Raw genomic sequence first — 16,817 nt, 5'->3', positions numbered from 1 at the left:
CCGGATCGTCAGGGGTAGAGTGAACGCCATTGTCCTTCCACGAATTCAGCTGGAGCGCCCCATGACCCAGACTACGACCCCATCCAATCTGCGCAACGGCCCCGATGCCAACGGCCTGTTTGGCGCCTTCGGCGGCCGCTACGTAGCCGAAACCCTGATGCCACTGATCCTCGACCTGGCTCGCGAATATGAAGCGGCCAAGGAAGATCCGGCCTTCCTCAAGGAATTGGCCTACTTCCAGCGCGATTACGTCGGCCGCCCAAGCCCACTGTATTTCGCCGAGCGCCTGACCGAATTCTGCGGCGGCGCCAAAATCTACCTCAAGCGTGAAGAGCTGAACCACACCGGCGCGCACAAGATCAACAACTGCATCGGCCAGATCCTGCTGGCCCGGCGCATGGGCAAAAAACGCATCATCGCCGAGACAGGCGCCGGTATGCACGGCGTGGCCACTGCCACCGTGGCCGCACGTTTCGGCCTCGATTGCGTGATCTACATGGGCACCACCGACATTGAGCGCCAACAAGCCAACGTGTTCCGCATGAAGCTGCTGGGCGCTGAAGTGATTCCAGTGGTCGCCGGCACCGGCACCCTGAAGGACGCGATGAACGAAGCCCTGCGTGACTGGGTGACCAACGTCGACAGCACCTTCTACCTGATCGGCACCGTGGCCGGCCCGCATCCGTATCCAGCCATGGTTCGCGACTTCCAGGCTGTCATTGGCAAGGAAACCCGCGAGCAGCTCCAGGCACAAGAAGGCCGTCTACCCGACAGCCTGGTGGCGTGCATCGGTGGCGGTTCCAACGCCATGGGCCTGTTCCACCCGTTCCTCGATGACACCAGCGTGCAGATCATCGGCGTTGAAGCGGCCGGTCACGGCATCGAAACCGGCAAACACGCCGCCAGCCTGAACGGTGGCCTGCCGGGCGTGCTGCACGGCAACCGGACCTTCCTGCTGCAGGACGACGACGGCCAGATCATCGACGCCCACTCGATTTCCGCCGGCCTCGACTACCCTGGCATCGGCCCTGAACACGCCTGGTTGCACGACATCGGCCGCGTCGAATACACCTCGGTCACCGATCACGAAGCGCTCGACGCCTTCCACAAATGCTGCCGTCTGGAAGGCATCATCCCGGCGCTGGAAAGTGCCCACGCCCTGGCCGAAGTGTTCAAACGCGCGCCAACCCTGCCAAAAGATCACCTGATGGTGGTTAACCTGTCCGGCCGTGGCGACAAAGACATGCAAACCGTAATGCACCACATGGACCGCTCTCAACAAGAGCAATCCCAGCAGGAGAAACACTGATGAGCCGCCTGCAAACGCGCTTTGCCGAACTCAAAGAACAGAACCGTGCCGCCCTGGTGACCTTCGTCACTGCCGGTGACCCGAGCTATGACACCTCGCTGGCGATCCTCAAAGGTTTGCCCGCGGCTGGCGCCGACGTGATCGAACTGGGCATGCCCTTCACCGATCCGATGGCCGACGGCCCGGCGATTCAACTGGCGAACATCCGTGCGCTGGGCGCCAAACAGAACCTGGCGAAAACCCTGCAAATGGTCCGCGAGTTCCGCGCTGGCAACAGCGACACTCCGCTGGTGCTGATGGGTTACTTCAACCCGATCCACTATTACGGCGTCCCGCGCTTCATCGCTGAAGCTAAAGAGGCCGGCGTTGATGGCTTGATCGTGGTCGATCTGCCGCCGGAGCATAACGGCGAACTCTGCGACCCGGCCCAGGCCGCAGGCCTGGACTTTATCCGTCTGACCACGCCGACCACCGATGATGTGCGCCTGCCGACCGTCCTCAATGGCAGCTCCGGCTTCGTTTACTACGTGTCGGTGGCCGGTGTGACCGGTGCCGGCTCTGCGACCCTCGAGCACGTCGAAGAAGCAGTTGCGCGGTTGCGTCGCCACACCGATCTGCCGATCAGCATCGGTTTCGGCATCCGTACTCCGGAGCAGGCAGCGGCCATCGCTCGCCTGGCTGACGGTGTGGTAGTGGGTTCGGCGCTGATCGACCAGATCGCCAATGCCACCACTTCCGAACAGGCGGTCGACGGTGTTCTCAGCCTGTGTTCCGCACTGTCCGAAGGCGTGCGTAAAGCCCGGGTCAGCTGAAGGTAAAGTTTCTGATACAGAGGAATCAAAGCCCAAAGCCACAGCCTAAATAGCAAGACCAGGGGTTCAGAACCATGTTCTGAACCCCTTTTTGCTGTTAGTGCAGTGAGGAATGCCTGATGAAAATGCCGAAACGTCTGATTGCAAGCCTGGGTGTGCTGATGCTGAGCGCCAGCCCGCTGGTGCAGGTGATGGCGGACCAACGCGATGATCACGACCACGGCGGCCCGCAATATGACCAGCGTGACAATCACGGCGACAACCGTGGCGGCGAGCATCGCGGCGAGCAGGACAATCATCGAGGAGGTCCTCCTCCCCACGACTTCGGCCCGGTGCGCCAGGTCATTCGCGATAACCACGGCTGGTTCGTCCGCGGCGCACCACCGCCGCACGGTTACCGCTTAGAAAGAGGTCGCCCGTTACCCCATGGCTACTACGGCGAACGCCTCGACAATCGAGCGCTGTCCCGCCTGCCGTATTACGAAGGCTATGAATGGCGGCGCGTGGGCGCCGACGTGGTGCTGATCGCTATAGGTACGGGGATTGTTTACGAAATTCTGGAGGGGGTTTTGTATTGAGTTAGCCCATTTCCTGTGGTGCCTGACCCGACGCCATCGCGAGCAAGCCCGCTCCCACATTAGATCTTTAGTGAACACTTAATTTGTGTACGACTGCGATCCAGTGTGGGAGCGGGCTTGCTCGCGATGAACGATAACGCGGTCAACCTGACAAAACCCGTGCGTCAGTGCGCCGGGTTTTCGAGGTCCAACGCCCGATTCACCAACAACTGACCCAACTCGACCATCTGCTGGATCGCCAGCGCGAAATGGCGGCGTGAGCCTTCGAGTTCGAAGGCCAGGTCGCAGGCCATGACATTGACTGAGGCGAGCGTCTCGTAGGCGTTAGCCAACAGGGTTTCGGTGGTGGCGTCGGGGGACACAATAAAGAGTGTGCTGGGGCGGGTGTCGGCGAAGCGTTGGGTGCCCGGTTTAGGGCCCAAGTGATGATCAAGGGCGCGCTCGGCGGCTTCGTTGAGCTTGGTTGGGTCGAGCGGGTCGTAGGGGGAGACGCTGGGGGCTTCGGGGGGATTGGGTGTTGGCTTGAACATGATGTGATTCCGAGATTAAGGAGCCGACACCGTTTCGCTTGCTTCGAAAGAGGTGGCAGCTGTGTATAGGTGTGCAAGACCGGTCTCGGAACCCGGCAGACCCGAAGATCTCCCACACACAGCCGCCATAACGATTCGCGAGCATAAAAAAATGCTCGATGAATAGCCATAAACGATTGTGCTCCGATCCGGACTTGCACGTCCGTGTCACCGATTTTGCGGTGACGGACGCAGATTAGTCCCCGCCCCAAGGCTCCACAAGTTCATGCATGGCGCTAGGAGTTGAAGGAAATCTCCGAGGCCAAGCCACATGCAGTGGTGTTTGATCTGACGCCATCGCGAGCAAGCCCGCTCCCACATTGGATCTTCGGTGTTGCGCAATGTGTGATCAACACAGATCTAGTGTGGGAGCGGGCTTGCTCGCGATGAGGCCCTCACCATCACCGAAAATCTCGGACTGCTCAAAAAATAGACACATCCAACGGCCTCACCGCCCCCATCCAGATCGCATGCTCGGTGTGATCCACCAGGTCATCGCCAGTATCCGGATGCACAAACACCACCAGGCCTTTGCGATTGAGCGCCAGCCACGGCAATACATCACCGAGGTACTCGGGGGCAAAGGCCAATTGGCAGCTCCAGTCCGGGTGCGGTCCCACTGGCCGTTCATGCACACGCCCCATTTTCAGCGGGAACAACTGCGCCGCCTGCTCACACAGGGCTCGCGCCTGGTCAATCGTGCTGGCGTCAAAATAAACATGGGCGTGATAGCCCTTGATCCGTTGCATCTGGAACCCTCAAAACGACGTCGAACCCTTCTCGTTGCCCACAGGTCAAAACTCATATGGGTAGGGAAGAAGGAAACTCAGCCATGAAAAACGCCGAAACCCCGGTGGTCAAACTGGTGCTCTATGGTGCCATGAGTAGCCTCGGCAGTGCGCTGATGGCCGAGATGCTGCGGCGTCAACATGAGGTCATCGCCATTCTCGATGACCTGACGGCATTGGCTCCGCGTCCGGGTTTGCGCACCAAAAGCGGCAATCTGTTCGATGCCGAACGGGTCAAGCAGAGCGTCGCCGGCTGTTCAGCGGTGATCTGCCTGCTGAATGCGCCGGGGCTGCCGATGAGCCACGAACACGTCGAAAAAACCGTCGTTCCCGGACCTGTCGAGCAAGTCCGTGCCGTCGACGCGTTGATCGACGGGATGCAGGCGATGGGCATCCAACGGCTGTTCCTGGTGGGCGACTTTGCAGTGCTGGATGACCTGGAAGAAGAGGACAACCTACAACGACACGCCGCCGAAGAAATCCTCGACGCCCTACAAACCAGCACCTTGCACTGGACGCTGGTGAACGCGCCGCGAAGTATGGCGGGGCTGACCATCGAGCATTTCAGCCATGTCAGCAGCAGCCTTGAGCCGGGTCTGGTGCCAGTGCTTCAGCGACTGAGTCGCGTCGCGGTTGGTATTGCCGATGAGCTGCGCCTGAATCTGCACGTCGGCCAACACGTAAACTTCGTGGCGACGACCCCTAGACCGCAATAGACGGCAGGGCGACGCCGATCAGCGATTCGGCACTGCTGGCCTGTTCGGCCATCAACCAATCAACGAACGTCTGAATCAGCGGCCCACGGCGTTTGCGCTGCGGCAGGACCACGTAATAGCCAAAGCTTGAGATCGCCGTCTCGGCGATTGGCCGACAGAGCCAACCCTGCTCCAACAAGTTATCCACAAGGTGCCGCCAGCCGATGGCCACACCTTGGCCGGCAATTGCGGCTTGAATCAACAGCGTGTAGTTGTCGAAGCGCAATGGCCCCGGGCCCGGCGCCGAAGCAATGCCCAACTCGCGGAACACACCGCTCCAGTCGAACCAGTGGCTGCTGTTTTCACCGCGCAAATGCAGCAGTGGAAACTCCAACAGCGAATGAGCCGGTAAGGGAGTCGGACGATCCTTCAACAGCTGCGGGCTGCACACCGGGAACACTTCTTCACTGAACAGCCAACGGCTTTCACCTTGATTGAAACGACCATTGCCAAACAAAACGGCGACATCGATATCCGTGCGCAGCATGGTGTGGCTGCGTTCGCTGGTAACCAGGCTGACATCAACCTGCGGGTTGGCTTCATGGAAGCGTTGCAGGCGCGGCATCAGCCAGTAGGCGGCGAAGGCGAAGTCGGTAGCGACCTGCAACACCTCATGCTGATGCTGGGCGCTGATTGCGCTCAAACCGGCGTCAATGCTCTGCAATCCCGCCTGTACCTGTTCGAACAGCATCGTCCCGGCCTCGGTCAGTTCGATACCGCGATAGATGCGGTCGAACAAGCGCGTGCCCAGTTGCTCCTCAAGCCGTTTGATCTGCTGGCTGACAGCCGGTTGGGTCGTGCCGAGCTCCACCGCCGCTGCGGTAAAGCTACGGTGGCGGGCCGCGGCTTCGAAGGCGCGAAACAGGTCCAGGGACAAATCACCAAGGGCTTCATACATAAGCTGTGCTTATCCTAGTCATTGCCGTGCATGGGCTTTACCACCCGCTTCGTGGGCTCCATTCTCGATCACAGCACTTTCGCATAAATATTCACTATGGAATGCCGCGATCACATGAAGCGCAAGAACATTCTTTTTATCATGGCCGATCAAATGGCCGCGCCAATGTTGCCGTTCTACGGTCCATCGCCCATCAAATTGCCCAATCTGAGCCGCCTCGCCGCGCAAGGCGTGGTGTTCGACGCCGCCTACTGCAACAGTCCGCTCTGCGCGCCTTCACGCTTTACCCTGGTCAGCGGGCAGTTACCGAGCAAGATCGGCGCCTACGACAACGCAGCCGATTTTCCGGCCGATGTGCCGACCTATGCCCACTACTTGCGTCGCCTCGGCTACCGCACGGCGCTGTCGGGCAAGATGCACTTTTGCGGCCCGGATCAGTTGCACGGCTATGAAGAACGTCTGACCAGCGACATTTACCCGGCCGATTACGGCTGGTCGGTGAACTGGGACGAGCCGGATGTACGCCCAAGCTGGTATCACAACATGTCCTCGGTGCTGCAGGCTGGCCCGTGCGTGCGTACCAATCAGCTGGATTTCGATGAAGAGGTGGTGTTCAAGGCCCAGCAGTACTTGTTCGACCACATCCGCGAGGATGGCGATCAGCCGTTCTGCCTGACCGTCTCGATGACTCACCCCCACGACCCATACACCATTCCCAAAGCGTTCTGGGACTTGTACCGCGACGAAGATATTCCGCTGCCACAGACGCCAGAGCAGACCGATCTCGATCCGCATTCCCAGCGTTTGCTCAAGGTCTACGACCTGTGGGACAAGCCGCTGCCTGTGGATAAAATCCGCGACGCCCGCCGTGCCTATTTCGGTGCGTGCAGCTATATCGACAGCAACGTCGGCAAACTCCTGCAAACACTCGAAGATACCGGGCTGATCGACGACACCATCATCGTCTTCTCCGGTGACCACGGCGACATGCTCGGCGAGCGCGGGCTCTGGTACAAAATGCACTGGTTCGAAATGGCCGCCCGCGTGCCGCTGCTGGTCAGTGCACCGGGGCAATTCGCCGCCGGACGAGTCAGCGCTGCGGTTTCCACAGCCGATTTGCTGCCGACCCTGGTAGAGCTGGCCGGCGGTGAGCTGGAACCCGGTTTGCCACTGGACGGTCGCTCGCTGGTCCCGCACCTGCAAGGGCGAGCCGGCCACGACGAGGTCTTTGGCGAATACATGGCCGAAGGCACCATCGGCCCGTTGATGATGATCCGTCGCGGCGCCTGGAAATTCATCTACAGCGAAGACGACCCGTGCCTACTCTTCGACGTACACAACGACCCGCGTGAACAGGAAGAACTCAGCCATTCGCCACAACATCGACAGCTGTTCGACGATTTTCTTGCCGAAGCGCGGGCGAAATGGGATATCCCGACAATCCACCAACAAGTCCTCGCCAGCCAGCGTCGCCGGCGCTTTGTGGCCCAGTCGTTGACCATCGGGAAGCTGAAGAGCTGGGACCACCAGCCGCTGGTCGACGCCAGTCAGCAGTACATGCGTAACCACATCGACCTCGACGATCTGGAGCGTAAAGCACGTTATCCACAACCCTGCCAAAACCAATAACGTAAGGGGAAGAGCATGCAAAGGTTATCCACAGTACTGACCGCAGGGCTATTGGCTCTGAGCAGTGTTTCGGCCTACGCCGAGCAGAGTTGCGACACGGTGAAGATGGCGGACCCGGGTTGGAGCGACATTGCCGCGACCAACGCCATCACCGGTTTTCTGTTGGACGGTATGGGCTACAAGGCCAAGGTCGATACCCTGGCGGTGCCGATAACCTTTGGCGGGCTTAAGGATGGTCAAGTGGACGTGTTTCTCGGCAACTGGATGCCGGCTCAGCAGGGCTTCTACGACAAGTTCGTAGCCAATGGCGATGTCACCCAACTGGCGAAGAACCTGGACGGTACCGAATTCACCTTGGCGGTACCGGATTATGTCTGGGACGCGGGTGTGCATAACTTTGCCGACCTCAATAAATATGCGGATAAGTTCGACAAGAAGATCTATGGCATTGGCTCCGGCGCGCCGGCGAACATCTCGTTGCAAGACATCATCAAGAAAAACGATTTCGAACTGGGTCAGTGGAAGCTGATCGAATCCAGCGAACAGGCGATGCTGGCTGAAGTGTCCCGTGCTGTGAAAAAGCAGCGCTTCGTGGCCTTCCTCGGCTGGACCCCACACCCGATGAACGTGCAACTGAAAATGCATTACCTCAAAGGCGGCGAGAAGTACTTCGGCGACACCGGCAGCGTCTACACCCTGACCCGCAAAGGTTATGCACAGGCCTGCCCGAACGTCGGCAAACTGCTGACCAACCTGAATTTCACCCAGGAAATGGAGAACAGCATCATGGCCGAGGTGGTGAACAAGAAAGTCACTAACGCCGATGCCGCCAAAGCCTGGATCAGGGCCAACCCGGCAGTGCTGGATAAATGGCTGGACGGGGTGAAGACCGTGGATGGGAAGGATGCGTTGGTGGCGGTGAAGGCGAAGCTTTGAGTTGATGGTTTATTGGATGGGCTTTCGAGATTTGCGTCTGGTTTGAAATCCACCCCTCACCCCAGCCCTCTCCCCATGGGGGAGAGGGGGAAAGGGAGCCGATCTCTGTTATTTTCAGAGTTTGTGTTCGACTCGGACTTTCAGGTCGCAGCAACTCGAAAAACACCTCAGTCAGTTCCCTCTCCCCTCCGGGGAGAGGGCTAGGGTGAGGGGTGGATGTTAATGACACACCACAGTCTTAAGAACTCAACCTTGCATCCAACCCATCGAAACTTCACCCTGACGCCTTTTGCACATCACTGACCGAGAGGACCCATGGCCTGGCCCAATCGCCATAAACTCTTCCCCTTCCTGAGCTGGTTGCCACGGCAAACCCGCGCCAGTGTCGGCCGCGACCTGATTGTTGGCCTGAGCGGGGCGATTCTGGCGTTGCCGCAATCCATTGCCTACGCGCTGATCGCCGGTCTGCCACCGGAATATGGCTTGTACGCCGCCATCATTCCGGTGCTGATCGCCTGCCTCTGGGGCTCGTCCTGGCATCTGATCTGCGGCCCGACGGCAGCGATTTCCATTGTGCTGTATGCCAGTGTCAGCCCTTTGGCTGTACCCGGTTCGCAGGACTACGTCACGCTGATCCTGCTTCTGACCTTCCTCGCCGGGGTTTTCCAGTGGCTGCTGGGCATGCTGCGCTTCGGCGCACTGGTGAATTTCGTCTCCCACTCAGTAGTGCTGGGCTTCACCCTTGGCGCTGCAGTGGTCATCGCGCTTGGGCAATTGCCCAACCTGCTGGGACTCGATTTGCCCAATCAAGCCACGGCGCTGAACAGTCTGATATCGCTGATCAGCCATATCGGCGATCTGGAAAAACCTTCATTGGTGCTGGGCCTCGGCACTCTGGTGTTGGGCATCATCCTGAAATTCTTGCTCCCACGCTGGCCGACACTGTTGATCACGTTGGCGCTGAGCGGCCTGCTGGTCTGGTTATGGCCGGCGATGTTCGGCCATGTGAAGTTGGTGAGTTCGTTCGTCGGCAAGCTGCCGCCCTTCAGCCCGCTCCCGCTGGATCTGGACCTGGTGCTGCGCCTGCTGCCCAGCGCCGTAGCGGTGGGGATGCTCGGCCTGGTCACCAGCCTGTCGATTGCCCGCTCGTTGTCGGCACGTTCGCAGCAATTACTCGACGCTAACCAGGAAATTCGCGCCCAAGGGCTTTCGAACATCGTCGGCGGGTTTTTCTCGGGTTCCCTGTCAGCCGGCTCTTTCACCCGTTCTGGTCTGAGCTACGAAGCCGGCGCTTGTTCGCCGCTGGCCGGGGTGTTTTCCGCGTTATGGGTGGCGTTGTTCGCCATCACCGGCGCGGCGTTGATCGCGCATATCCCGATCCCGAGCATGGCCGGGAGCATTTTATTGATCAGTTGGGGGTTAGTGGATCATCGCGGTATTCGGTCGTTGTTCCGGGTCAGCCGTGCCGAGTTCCTGGTCATGGCGCTGACCTGCGTCGCCACGCTGTTGCTGGAATTGCAGACAGCAATCTATGCCGGAGTGCTCGCCTCGCTGTTCTTCTACCTCAAACGCACTTCACAACCCAGCGTGCAGCAATGGCGCGACGGTGACGACGATGTTCTGCGGGTCGGCGGCTCGATCTTCTTCGGCGCCAGCCATTACCTGCAAGTGCGCCTGCAACGTCTCCATGGCCCGCGGGTGGTGATCGATGCGCAGCAGATCAACTTCATCGACTATTCCGGGGTGGAAATGCTCCACCAGGAAGCACGGCGGTTACTGCGCCAGGATCGCAGCCTCACCCTGCGACGGGCACGGCCGCAGGTGGTGGAGGAATTGAGGAAGTTGGAAGGGGCAGAGAAATGCCCGATTCGGTTTGAAGATTGAAAAGATCGCAGCCTACGGCAGCTCCTACGCCGATCGTTATTTCCCTGTAGGAGCTGCCGAAGGCTTCGATCTTTTGATCTTAAAGAGCCAGTTGACGACGGAGTTCGGCCAGCACTGGCGCAGTATCCGGGCGCACACCGCGCCACAGGTAGAAGGCTTCGGCAGCCTGTTCCGCCAGCATCCCCAGACCATCCATTGCCACCGCAGCACCGTGTTCACTGGCCCAGCGGCAGAAGGCGGTCGCCTCCTTGCTGTACATCATGTCGTAGCAAACGGTTTTGCCCGGCTCGATCAAGCTGCTGGCAATCGGCGGCACATCGCCTGACAGGCTGGCCGATGTAGCGTTGATGATCAGATCTACCGGCTCTTGTAGCCAGTCGAAGCCGCTGGCGGACACCGGGCCGAGATCGGCGAACAGCTCAGCCAGCAATTCGGCCTTTTCCACCGTGCGGTTGGCGATGACCACCGACGACGGTTGCTCAGCCAGTAACGGCTCCAGCGCACCGCGTACCGCACCTCCAGCACCCAGCAGCAGAATGCGTTTGCCCTTGAGACTGAACCCGGCATTAACAGTCAGATCCCGCACCAACCCCGCGCCGTCGGTGTTATCCCCCAGCAAACTGCCGTCAGCGAGTTTGCTCAAGGTGTTGACCGCACCGGCCCGCTGCGCCCGTGCCGTCAGGCTGTTGGCCAGACGATAGGCGTCTTCCTTGAACGGCACCGTGACGTTAGCCCCCCGGCCTTCAAGGAAAAACGCCCGGGCGCAGCCGGAAAAGTCGTCGAGCGGCGCCAGCAAGGTGCTGTAGTCCAGTTTCTGAGCGGTCTGCTCGGCAAACAGACGATGGATCATCGGCGATTTGCTGTGGCCAATCGGGTTACCGAATACGACGTAACGGTCCATCAGAATTCCTCAGGGGTTAAGCCAACCAATCGCGATCTTGCAGGAAGTATTCGGTCAGGCGCGCTTCTTCGCTACCCGGCTCGGCCTTCCAATCGTAGCTCCAGCGCACTTGCGGTGGCAGCGACATCAGGATCGACTCGGTGCGCCCGCCCGACTGCAGGCCAAACAGCGTGCCACGGTCGTAAACCAGGTTGAACTCGACGTAGCGACCCCGGCGAAACTCTTGGAATTCTCGTTGCTTTTCGGTGTACGCATCCGCTTTACGACGCTGAACGATCGGCAGGTAGGCGTCGATATAGGCGTCACCGATGGCCCGCATGAAAGCGAAGCTGGTGTCGAAGTCCCATTCATTCAAATCATCGAAGAACAGGCCGCCGATACCGCGTGGCTCATTGCGGTGTTTGATGTAGAAATAGCTGTCGCACCAGGCCTTGTAGCGCGAGTAAACATTCGGCCCGAATGGCGCACACGCCTGTTCGGCGACCCGGTGCCAGTGCACGCAATCTTCTTCGACGCCGTAATACGGTGTCAGGTCGAAGCCGCCGCCGAACCACCAGACCGGCTCTTCGCCTTCTTTTTCAGCGATGAAAAATCGCACGTTGGCGTGGGACGTCGGCACATGAGGGTTGTGTGGGTGAATCACCAATGACACGCCGAGGGCTTGAAAACCGCGCCCGGCCAGTTCAGGCCGATGGGCACTGGCGGACGGTGGTAAGCCGCTGCCGAACACGTGGGAAAAGTTGACCCCGCCTTTTTCGATGACCTGACCGTTCTCGATCACCCGCGTGCGGCCACCACCACCGGCAGGTCGGGTCCAGGCGTCTTCGACGAAACGAGTACCGCCGTCCTCGGCTTCCAGAGCGGCACAAATACGGTCTTGCAGGTCAAGCAGGTAGGCTTTTACGGCCTCGGCGCGGGTAGTCATGGCATCACCTTGAATCGGGCAAAGCTACGCGGCACTTCGAACGGAGCGGGAGGCCGACGCAAATGGGCGCGTAGCATAACACCGCAACTTGCTCCGCCGCAGTTGACGAGGATCAAGCTTAGGAGTCCGATAGGGGCCTTTCGCGAAAAGACAAAAGGAGATTGCAGATGGCCAAACGTATCCAGTTCCGTGCCCATGGCGGCCCCGAAGTGCTCGAGTATGTGGACTACCAACCGGCAGCACCGGGTCCACAGCAGGTGCGCGTCAGCAATAAGGCCATCGGCCTGAATTTCATCGACACCTATTTCCGCAGCGGCCTCTATGCGCCGCCGTCTCTGCCCTCGGGCCTGGGTGCCGAAGGCGCGGGCGTGGTCGAGGCAGTGGGCAGCGAAGTCTCTCAATTCAAAGTCGGCGACCGCGTGGCCTATGGCAGCGGTCCGCTGGGCGCTTACAGCGATGTACATGTGTTGCCAGCGGCCAATCTGGTGCATTTGCCGGATGCCATCAGCTTCGAGCAAGCTGCGGGCGTGATGCTCAAAGGCCTGACCGTGCAGTACCTGCTGCGTCAGACCTATGAGCTGAAAGGTGGCGAAACCATCCTGTTCCACGCCGCCGCTGGTGGTGTCGGCTCGCTTGCCTGCCAATGGGCCAAGGCGCTGGGCGTGAAGTTGATCGGCACGGTCAGCTCGCCTGAAAAAGCCGCCCTCGCCAAATCCCTCGGCGCTTGGGAGACCATCGACTACAGCAAGGAAAACGTCGCACAGCGTGTGCTGGAACTGACTGACGGCAAGAAGTGCCCGGTGGTCTACGACGGTGTCGGCAAAGACACCTGGCTCACCTCGCTGGACTGCGTAGCGCCGCGCGGTCTGTTGGTGAGCTTCGGCAATGCCTCGGGTGCGGTCGATGGGGTCAATCTGGGGATTCTGTCGGCAAAGGGCTCGCTGTACGTGACCCGTCCGACGCTGGCGACCTACGCCAACAACGCCGAAAACCTGCAAACCATGGCCGATGAGCTGTTCGGGATGATCATCAGCGGCAAGATCAAGGTTGATATCAACCAGCGTTATCCACTGGCAGAAGCGGCCAAGGCTCAGACCGAGTTGTCGGCTCGACGTACGACCGGGTCGACAATCCTTTTGCCGTAAGGCCGAACACATGAGGTGTCTGTGAGGACGCCATCGCGAGCAAGCCCGCTCCCACATTGGTTCTGCGTTAAACCATCCATTTGCGGCTCAACACAAATCTAGTGTGGGAGCGGGCTTGCTCGCGATCGGGTTCACCACTGATTCAAGCCGGACGCACAATCCTGCCGGTCGCCAGATCACGAATCAGGCTCGGGTTCTTGCGCCCGCCAAGATTACCGCCCAGCACCATGTCGATTTGCCCACGGAAGTATTGCTCGACGCGAATCCGTGTGCGCGCCGCCGGCCGGCCCTGTGGATTGGCCGAGGTCGACACCAGCGGCCCGACCAGTGAGCACAAATCGCGAACTTGTGGGTGATCACTGACCCGCAGCGCCACCGTTTCATGCACGCCGGTAATCCACTGGGGCAACAGATTTTGATGCGGCACCAGCCAGGTATTCGGCCCCGGCCAGGTACTGGCCATGCGGTCCATCCACAGCTCCGGGAAGTCTTCGAACAGGAAGTCGAACTGACGAATGTTATCGGCGACCAGGATCAAGCCCTTGTCCACAGAGCGGCCCTTGATCAGCAACAGGCGCTCCACCGCTTCCTCGTCCCACGGGTCGCAACCCAGGCCCCAGACCGCTTCGGTTGGATAGGCAATCACCGCCCCAGCGCGAACGCCTCGCGCAGCTTGTTGCACACGCCAACTGTTGACCATGAAAAACTCTCCGGAATAAGGCTTTGCGCAGTTTACCGATCTTCCTTATAAAACCTAAGGGCGCACCCTAAATTACCCGCGCAAACCAGCGTCCGCTTTCGCAGACAGCCCGGCCGTCCATCTCCAGCTCCGTCAGCGCTGCCAAGACCTTGGGCAATGCCCAGCCGCTGGCGCCAGCCAAGGCTTCACTGGTATGCGGCGCGGCATGCAGCAAACGCAACAACAGATGATCGGCCTTCGCTGGCGCCACCTCGGATGGTGCCAGATTTTGCCAGCCTCGCAAGGCTTCGAGGATATGTTCGATGGTCTCGACCAGCACCGCGCCATCGCGGATTAACTGATGGCAACCGCGTGCGCCGGGATGGTGGATGGACCCTGGAATCGCATACACCTCGCGGCCTTGCTCGGCTGCCAGTCGTGCGGTGATCAATGAACCACTGGCAACACTGGCTTCGACCACCAGCACGCCCAGGGACAAACCACTGATGATTCGATTGCGCCGAGGGAAGTTGCTGGCGTGCGGCCCGGCGTCCAGCGGGAACTCGGAAACCACCGCGCTGCCTTGGGCAATCATCGCCTCGGCCAGCTGGCGGTTGCGCTGTGGATAAAAATTTTCGAGCCCTGTGCCCAACACACCGATAGTTTGCCCGCCCACGTCCAAAGCGGCCTGATGCGCGGCGCCGTCAATGCCCAGTGCCAGACCGCTGGTGATGACAAAACCGGCACCGGCAAGGCTGCGAGAAAACGCTGCGGCGGTATCCATTCCTGGCCGGGAAGCCCGACGACTGCCGACCATCGCCAGCTGCGGTTTTTCCAGAATGCCCGGATCGCCAGCAACGAATAACAGCGGAGGGGCATCGCACAGTTCAGCCAGCAGAGCAGGGTAGCCAGGCTGGTCCCACATCAGCAAATGCTGGCCCGGGCGCTCAAGCCAGGCCAATGCATGGCTGGCGCCATCCCGAATTTCGGGGCTGCGTCGGGCCTCAGCGCACCCGGCAGGCAGACCCAATGCACGCCAGGCGCTGGCCGGCGCGCTGATGGCTGCCGAGGCCGAACCAAAGGCTTCGAGCAGCTTTTGAAAACGTCGGGGGCCGAGTTCCGGCAGACGGTGCAAACGCAAACGGGCTTCCAATTCCGCAGGCGAAACCGTGGTAATAGCAAACAGCGACATAGATCATCCTTGATCGTTATAAGGCTTGCTGAAACAGGAACAAGCTGTGGATAAGTCTGTTGGTAACTTGTTGAGGGTTTCCGTTTTTTTACGGATTTCTTACCTTGTCCATCACCGCCAAAGAGCGCGATGCATTCAGCACCAGGCCATAGCTGAGCTTTTCATAGGTGCGGAACACCATCAGCAACCCGGCGCGCTCATCAGGGATTTTTACCTGCGTTCCGGTCACACGATCGCGGACGGTTTCGCCGGTTTTCATCACCGCCAGCACGTTGCCTTCGGCCAAGCCATCACGACGGCCCTTGTTCAGCGTCACCACATCGAGCACGCCAATCTGCGTCACACCGCGTGGCACATCGATGATCAGGCCGTTGATCTCGCCTTGCGGCGAACTGGGCATGAAGGTCGAGTTGATCGCCCGCTCTTCGCCGCTGAACAAACGGTCGCCGAGGCGGACCTCTTGGGTGGTGCGTTGCAGGGCAAGCGTGGCGACATCGCCTTCAGTGGCAACGATTTCACCACCGCCGATATCGTCGGCGTTGATCCCCAGGAACTCCTTGTTCTGTGGGTCGGTGTAAACCTTACCCTGACGGAAGATGCCGTAGACCGATTGAGCCGGGTCGAATTTGCCGCGTGCGTAGATCCGGTCACCCGTACCACTGAGCACCCGCTCGGCATCACCGGCGACGATATACGGTGCTTTGTTGAAGTCCTCGACCTTGTCGACGATGCGGTTACTCAGCAAGAAGCTGTTGATCGCTTGCAGCGGAATACTCGGAATGGCGTCGGCCACCGGCGTACTGCGGATTCGCGGAGAGAGTTTGATGGTGCCCCGTGAAGCCCCACGATTGAGGGTCAAGCGTGGCTGGCCGTTAACGTAGACCAGTGACAGCGAGTCGCCGGGGTAGATGAGGTTGGGGTTTTCGATTTGCGGGTTAACCTGCCAGATTTCCGGCCATTTCCAGGGTTCGCGGAGAAATTTCCCGGAAATGTCCCAGAGTGTGTCGCCCGCCACCACGGTGTAATGCTGTGGAAAACCGTCCTTGAGTTGCACTTGCGCCTGCGCGATACCGGTCGAGACCAACAGCAGCAGGGCGAGTAGTGATTTCCTCATGCAGTGAATCCCTTTATTATGTACGTTCGCGTGAAACGCCAGAGCCCCCGTGGCTCGCTCCGCTCCTGGAGAGCGTTTTACAACGGTAGCCTGAGTCTGCGGACCCATCAGGCAATCGACTTTGACTTTACCTCACATGTGCAGCAATTACGCTTATGGCCATTTTAGACATCCTCGAATTCCCTGACCCGCGCCTGCGCACTATCGCCAAACCTGTGGCCGTAGTGGACGACGAAGTGCGTCAGTTGGTCGATGACATGTTTGAAACAATGTATGAAGCTCCCGGCATCGGCCTGGCGGCGACCCAGGTCAACGTGCACAAACGCATTGTGGTCATGGACCTGTCCGAAGACCGCAGCGAGCCACGGGTGTTCATCAACCCCACGTTTGAAGTCCTGACCGACGAGATGGGCCAATATCAGGAAGGCTGCCTCTCGGTACCGGGTTTCTACGAAAACGTCGATCGTCCGCAGCGCGTGAAAATCAACGCACTGGACCGTGACGGCCAGCCTTTCGAGATCATTGCCGAAGACCTGCTGGCGGTGTGCATTCAACACGAATGCGACCACCTCAATGGCAAATTGTTCGTCGATTACCTGTCTACGCTCAAACGCGACCGGATCAAGAAGAAGCTGGAAAAACTGCATCGCCAGCACGCTTGATTCCCTTCTTCCAAAGGCTTGCAGCGGCAAGCCTTTTTCTT

The 16,817-nt window shown here is 59.6% G+C and carries 17 protein-coding genes; 9 read left to right on the top strand and 8 right to left on the bottom strand.

The window, feature by feature from the left end; genetic code table 11:
- Positions 1 to 61: 61 nt before the first annotated feature.
- The 3 genes from trpB (at position 62) to ACN1C3_RS02185 (ending at position 2,699) form a co-directional block, all read left to right on the top strand.
- Entirely contained in the window at positions 62 to 1,309 is a 1,248-nt protein-coding gene (trpB, locus tag ACN1C3_RS02195; protein ID WP_419114135.1) for a tryptophan synthase subunit beta, read from the top strand.
- Positions 1,309 to 2,121 carry a tryptophan synthase subunit alpha gene (gene trpA / locus ACN1C3_RS02190; protein WP_419114134.1) on the top strand — a complete coding sequence of 271 codons (813 nt, stop codon included), beginning with the start codon at positions 1,309 to 1,311 and terminating at the stop codon, positions 2,119 to 2,121. The genes trpB and trpA overlap by 1 nt, the downstream gene beginning before the upstream one ends.
- 119 nt (positions 2,122 to 2,240) lie before the next feature.
- Positions 2,241 to 2,699, top strand: a complete 459-nt coding sequence (locus ACN1C3_RS02185) for an anti-virulence regulator CigR family protein (RefSeq protein WP_419114133.1) — start codon at positions 2,241 to 2,243, stop codon at positions 2,697 to 2,699.
- Between the two features lie 164 nt (positions 2,700 to 2,863).
- On the opposite strand, the gene ACN1C3_RS02180 is transcribed toward ACN1C3_RS02185, so the two are convergent.
- Both ACN1C3_RS02180 and ACN1C3_RS02175 read right to left on the bottom strand, forming a co-directional pair.
- Positions 2,864 to 3,229 (bottom strand): DUF6124 family protein, encoded by a 366-nt coding sequence (locus tag ACN1C3_RS02180; RefSeq protein ID WP_419114132.1) that lies wholly within the window; start codon positions 3,227 to 3,229, stop codon positions 2,864 to 2,866.
- Positions 3,230 to 3,690: 461 nt separating this feature from the next.
- A complete protein-coding gene (locus tag ACN1C3_RS02175; protein WP_419114131.1) occupies positions 3,691 to 4,017 on the bottom strand; it encodes a DOPA 4,5-dioxygenase family protein in 327 nt (108 codons plus the stop codon).
- 83 nt (positions 4,018 to 4,100) lie between these two features.
- Between ACN1C3_RS02175 and ACN1C3_RS02170 the strand changes: the two genes are divergently transcribed.
- Entirely contained in the window at positions 4,101 to 4,772 is a 672-nt protein-coding gene (locus ACN1C3_RS02170) for an NAD(P)-dependent oxidoreductase (protein ID WP_419114130.1), read from the top strand.
- On the opposite strand, the gene ACN1C3_RS02165 is transcribed toward ACN1C3_RS02170, so the two are convergent.
- Entirely contained in the window at positions 4,759 to 5,709 is a 951-nt protein-coding gene (locus ACN1C3_RS02165) for a choline sulfate utilization transcriptional regulator (protein WP_419114129.1), read from the bottom strand. The two genes, ACN1C3_RS02170 and ACN1C3_RS02165, sit on opposite strands and share 14 nt — an antisense overlap.
- A 114-nt stretch (positions 5,710 to 5,823) precedes the next feature.
- On the opposite strand from ACN1C3_RS02165, the gene betC reads away from it, so the two are divergent.
- The 3 genes from betC to ACN1C3_RS02150 all read left to right on the top strand — a co-directional run bounded on the left by betC (position 5,824) and on the right by ACN1C3_RS02150 (position 10,158).
- Complete coding sequence (betC, locus tag ACN1C3_RS02160) at positions 5,824 to 7,338, top strand: choline-sulfatase (RefSeq protein WP_419114128.1); 1,515 nt, start codon at positions 5,824 to 5,826, stop codon at positions 7,336 to 7,338.
- Positions 7,339 to 7,353: 15 nt separating this feature from the next.
- The gene (gene choX, locus ACN1C3_RS02155) at positions 7,354 to 8,274 is read left to right on the top strand and encodes a choline ABC transporter substrate-binding protein (protein WP_419114127.1); all 921 of its coding nucleotides are present in this window, start codon (positions 7,354 to 7,356) and stop codon (positions 8,272 to 8,274) included.
- A 315-nt stretch (positions 8,275 to 8,589) separates the two neighbouring features.
- Positions 8,590 to 10,158 (top strand): SulP family inorganic anion transporter, encoded by a 1,569-nt coding sequence (locus tag ACN1C3_RS02150; protein ID WP_419114126.1) that lies wholly within the window; start codon positions 8,590 to 8,592, stop codon positions 10,156 to 10,158.
- A gap of 79 nt (positions 10,159 to 10,237) precedes the next feature.
- On the opposite strand, the gene aroE is transcribed toward ACN1C3_RS02150, so the two are convergent.
- On the bottom strand, positions 10,238 to 11,059 hold the full coding sequence (aroE, locus tag ACN1C3_RS02145; protein ID WP_419114125.1) for a shikimate dehydrogenase: 822 nt from the start codon (positions 11,057 to 11,059) through the stop codon (positions 10,238 to 10,240).
- Positions 11,060 to 11,075: 16 nt separating this feature from the next.
- A complete protein-coding gene (gene hemF, locus ACN1C3_RS02140) occupies positions 11,076 to 11,984 on the bottom strand; it encodes an oxygen-dependent coproporphyrinogen oxidase (RefSeq protein WP_419114124.1) in 909 nt (302 codons plus the stop codon).
- Positions 11,985 to 12,151: 167 nt separating this feature from the next.
- Here hemF and ACN1C3_RS02135 point away from each other — a divergent pair, with 167 nt between their 5' ends.
- Positions 12,152 to 13,129 (top strand): NADPH:quinone reductase, encoded by a 978-nt coding sequence (locus ACN1C3_RS02135; protein WP_419114123.1) that lies wholly within the window; start codon positions 12,152 to 12,154, stop codon positions 13,127 to 13,129.
- Positions 13,130 to 13,271: 142 nt separating this feature from the next.
- Here the strand turns inward: ACN1C3_RS02135 and ACN1C3_RS02130 are convergent, their stop codons facing one another.
- The 3 genes from ACN1C3_RS02130 to ACN1C3_RS02120 form a co-directional block, all read right to left on the bottom strand.
- A complete protein-coding gene (locus tag ACN1C3_RS02130) occupies positions 13,272 to 13,829 on the bottom strand; it encodes an L-threonylcarbamoyladenylate synthase (RefSeq protein WP_419114122.1) in 558 nt (185 codons plus the stop codon).
- A gap of 67 nt (positions 13,830 to 13,896) precedes the next feature.
- Positions 13,897 to 15,000 carry a DNA-processing protein DprA gene (gene dprA / locus ACN1C3_RS02125; RefSeq protein WP_419114121.1) on the bottom strand — a complete coding sequence of 368 codons (1,104 nt, stop codon included), beginning with the start codon at positions 14,998 to 15,000 and terminating at the stop codon, positions 13,897 to 13,899.
- Positions 15,001 to 15,088: 88 nt separating this feature from the next.
- The gene (locus ACN1C3_RS02120) at positions 15,089 to 16,114 is read right to left on the bottom strand and encodes a LysM peptidoglycan-binding domain-containing protein (RefSeq protein WP_419114120.1); all 1,026 of its coding nucleotides are present in this window, start codon (positions 16,112 to 16,114) and stop codon (positions 15,089 to 15,091) included.
- 155 nt (positions 16,115 to 16,269) lie between these two features.
- Here ACN1C3_RS02120 and def point away from each other — a divergent pair, with 155 nt between their 5' ends.
- Entirely contained in the window at positions 16,270 to 16,776 is a 507-nt protein-coding gene (def, locus tag ACN1C3_RS02115; RefSeq protein WP_419114119.1) for a peptide deformylase, read from the top strand.
- The last annotated feature ends 41 nt before the right edge of the window (positions 16,777 to 16,817 follow it).

It is taken from the genome of Pseudomonas sp. H11T01, from assembly GCF_048515765.1.
In the GTDB taxonomy this organism is placed as follows: domain Bacteria; phylum Pseudomonadota; class Gammaproteobacteria; order Pseudomonadales; family Pseudomonadaceae; genus Aquipseudomonas.
This window is presented reverse-complemented; position numbering and strand designations above follow the sequence as displayed.

Bases quoted from the DNA above. Each gene is read 5' to 3' on its own strand.
- trpB (WP_419114135.1), top strand. From the start codon at position 62: ATGACCCAGACTACGACCCCATCCAATCTGCGCAACGGCCCCGATGCC.
- trpA (WP_419114134.1), top strand. From the start codon at position 1,309: ATGAGCCGCCTGCAAACGCGCTTTGCCGAACTCAAAGAACAGAACCGT.
- ACN1C3_RS02185 (WP_419114133.1), top strand. From the start codon at position 2,241: ATGAAAATGCCGAAACGTCTGATTGCAAGCCTGGGTGTGCTGATGCTG.
- ACN1C3_RS02180 (WP_419114132.1), bottom strand. From the start codon at position 3,229: ATGTTCAAGCCAACACCCAATCCCCCCGAAGCCCCCAGCGTCTCCCCC.
- ACN1C3_RS02175 (WP_419114131.1), bottom strand. From the start codon at position 4,017: ATGCAACGGATCAAGGGCTATCACGCCCATGTTTATTTTGACGCCAGC.
- ACN1C3_RS02170 (WP_419114130.1), top strand. From the start codon at position 4,101: ATGAAAAACGCCGAAACCCCGGTGGTCAAACTGGTGCTCTATGGTGCC.
- ACN1C3_RS02165 (WP_419114129.1), bottom strand. From the start codon at position 5,709: ATGTATGAAGCCCTTGGTGATTTGTCCCTGGACCTGTTTCGCGCCTTC.
- betC (WP_419114128.1), top strand. From the start codon at position 5,824: ATGAAGCGCAAGAACATTCTTTTTATCATGGCCGATCAAATGGCCGCG.
- choX (WP_419114127.1), top strand. From the start codon at position 7,354: ATGCAAAGGTTATCCACAGTACTGACCGCAGGGCTATTGGCTCTGAGC.
- ACN1C3_RS02150 (WP_419114126.1), top strand. From the start codon at position 8,590: ATGGCCTGGCCCAATCGCCATAAACTCTTCCCCTTCCTGAGCTGGTTG.
- aroE (WP_419114125.1), bottom strand. From the start codon at position 11,059: ATGGACCGTTACGTCGTATTCGGTAACCCGATTGGCCACAGCAAATCG.
- hemF (WP_419114124.1), bottom strand. From the start codon at position 11,984: ATGACTACCCGCGCCGAGGCCGTAAAAGCCTACCTGCTTGACCTGCAA.
- ACN1C3_RS02135 (WP_419114123.1), top strand. From the start codon at position 12,152: ATGGCCAAACGTATCCAGTTCCGTGCCCATGGCGGCCCCGAAGTGCTC.
- ACN1C3_RS02130 (WP_419114122.1), bottom strand. From the start codon at position 13,829: ATGGTCAACAGTTGGCGTGTGCAACAAGCTGCGCGAGGCGTTCGCGCT.
- dprA (WP_419114121.1), bottom strand. From the start codon at position 15,000: ATGTCGCTGTTTGCTATTACCACGGTTTCGCCTGCGGAATTGGAAGCC.
- ACN1C3_RS02120 (WP_419114120.1), bottom strand. From the start codon at position 16,114: ATGAGGAAATCACTACTCGCCCTGCTGCTGTTGGTCTCGACCGGTATC.
- def (WP_419114119.1), top strand. From the start codon at position 16,270: ATGGCCATTTTAGACATCCTCGAATTCCCTGACCCGCGCCTGCGCACT.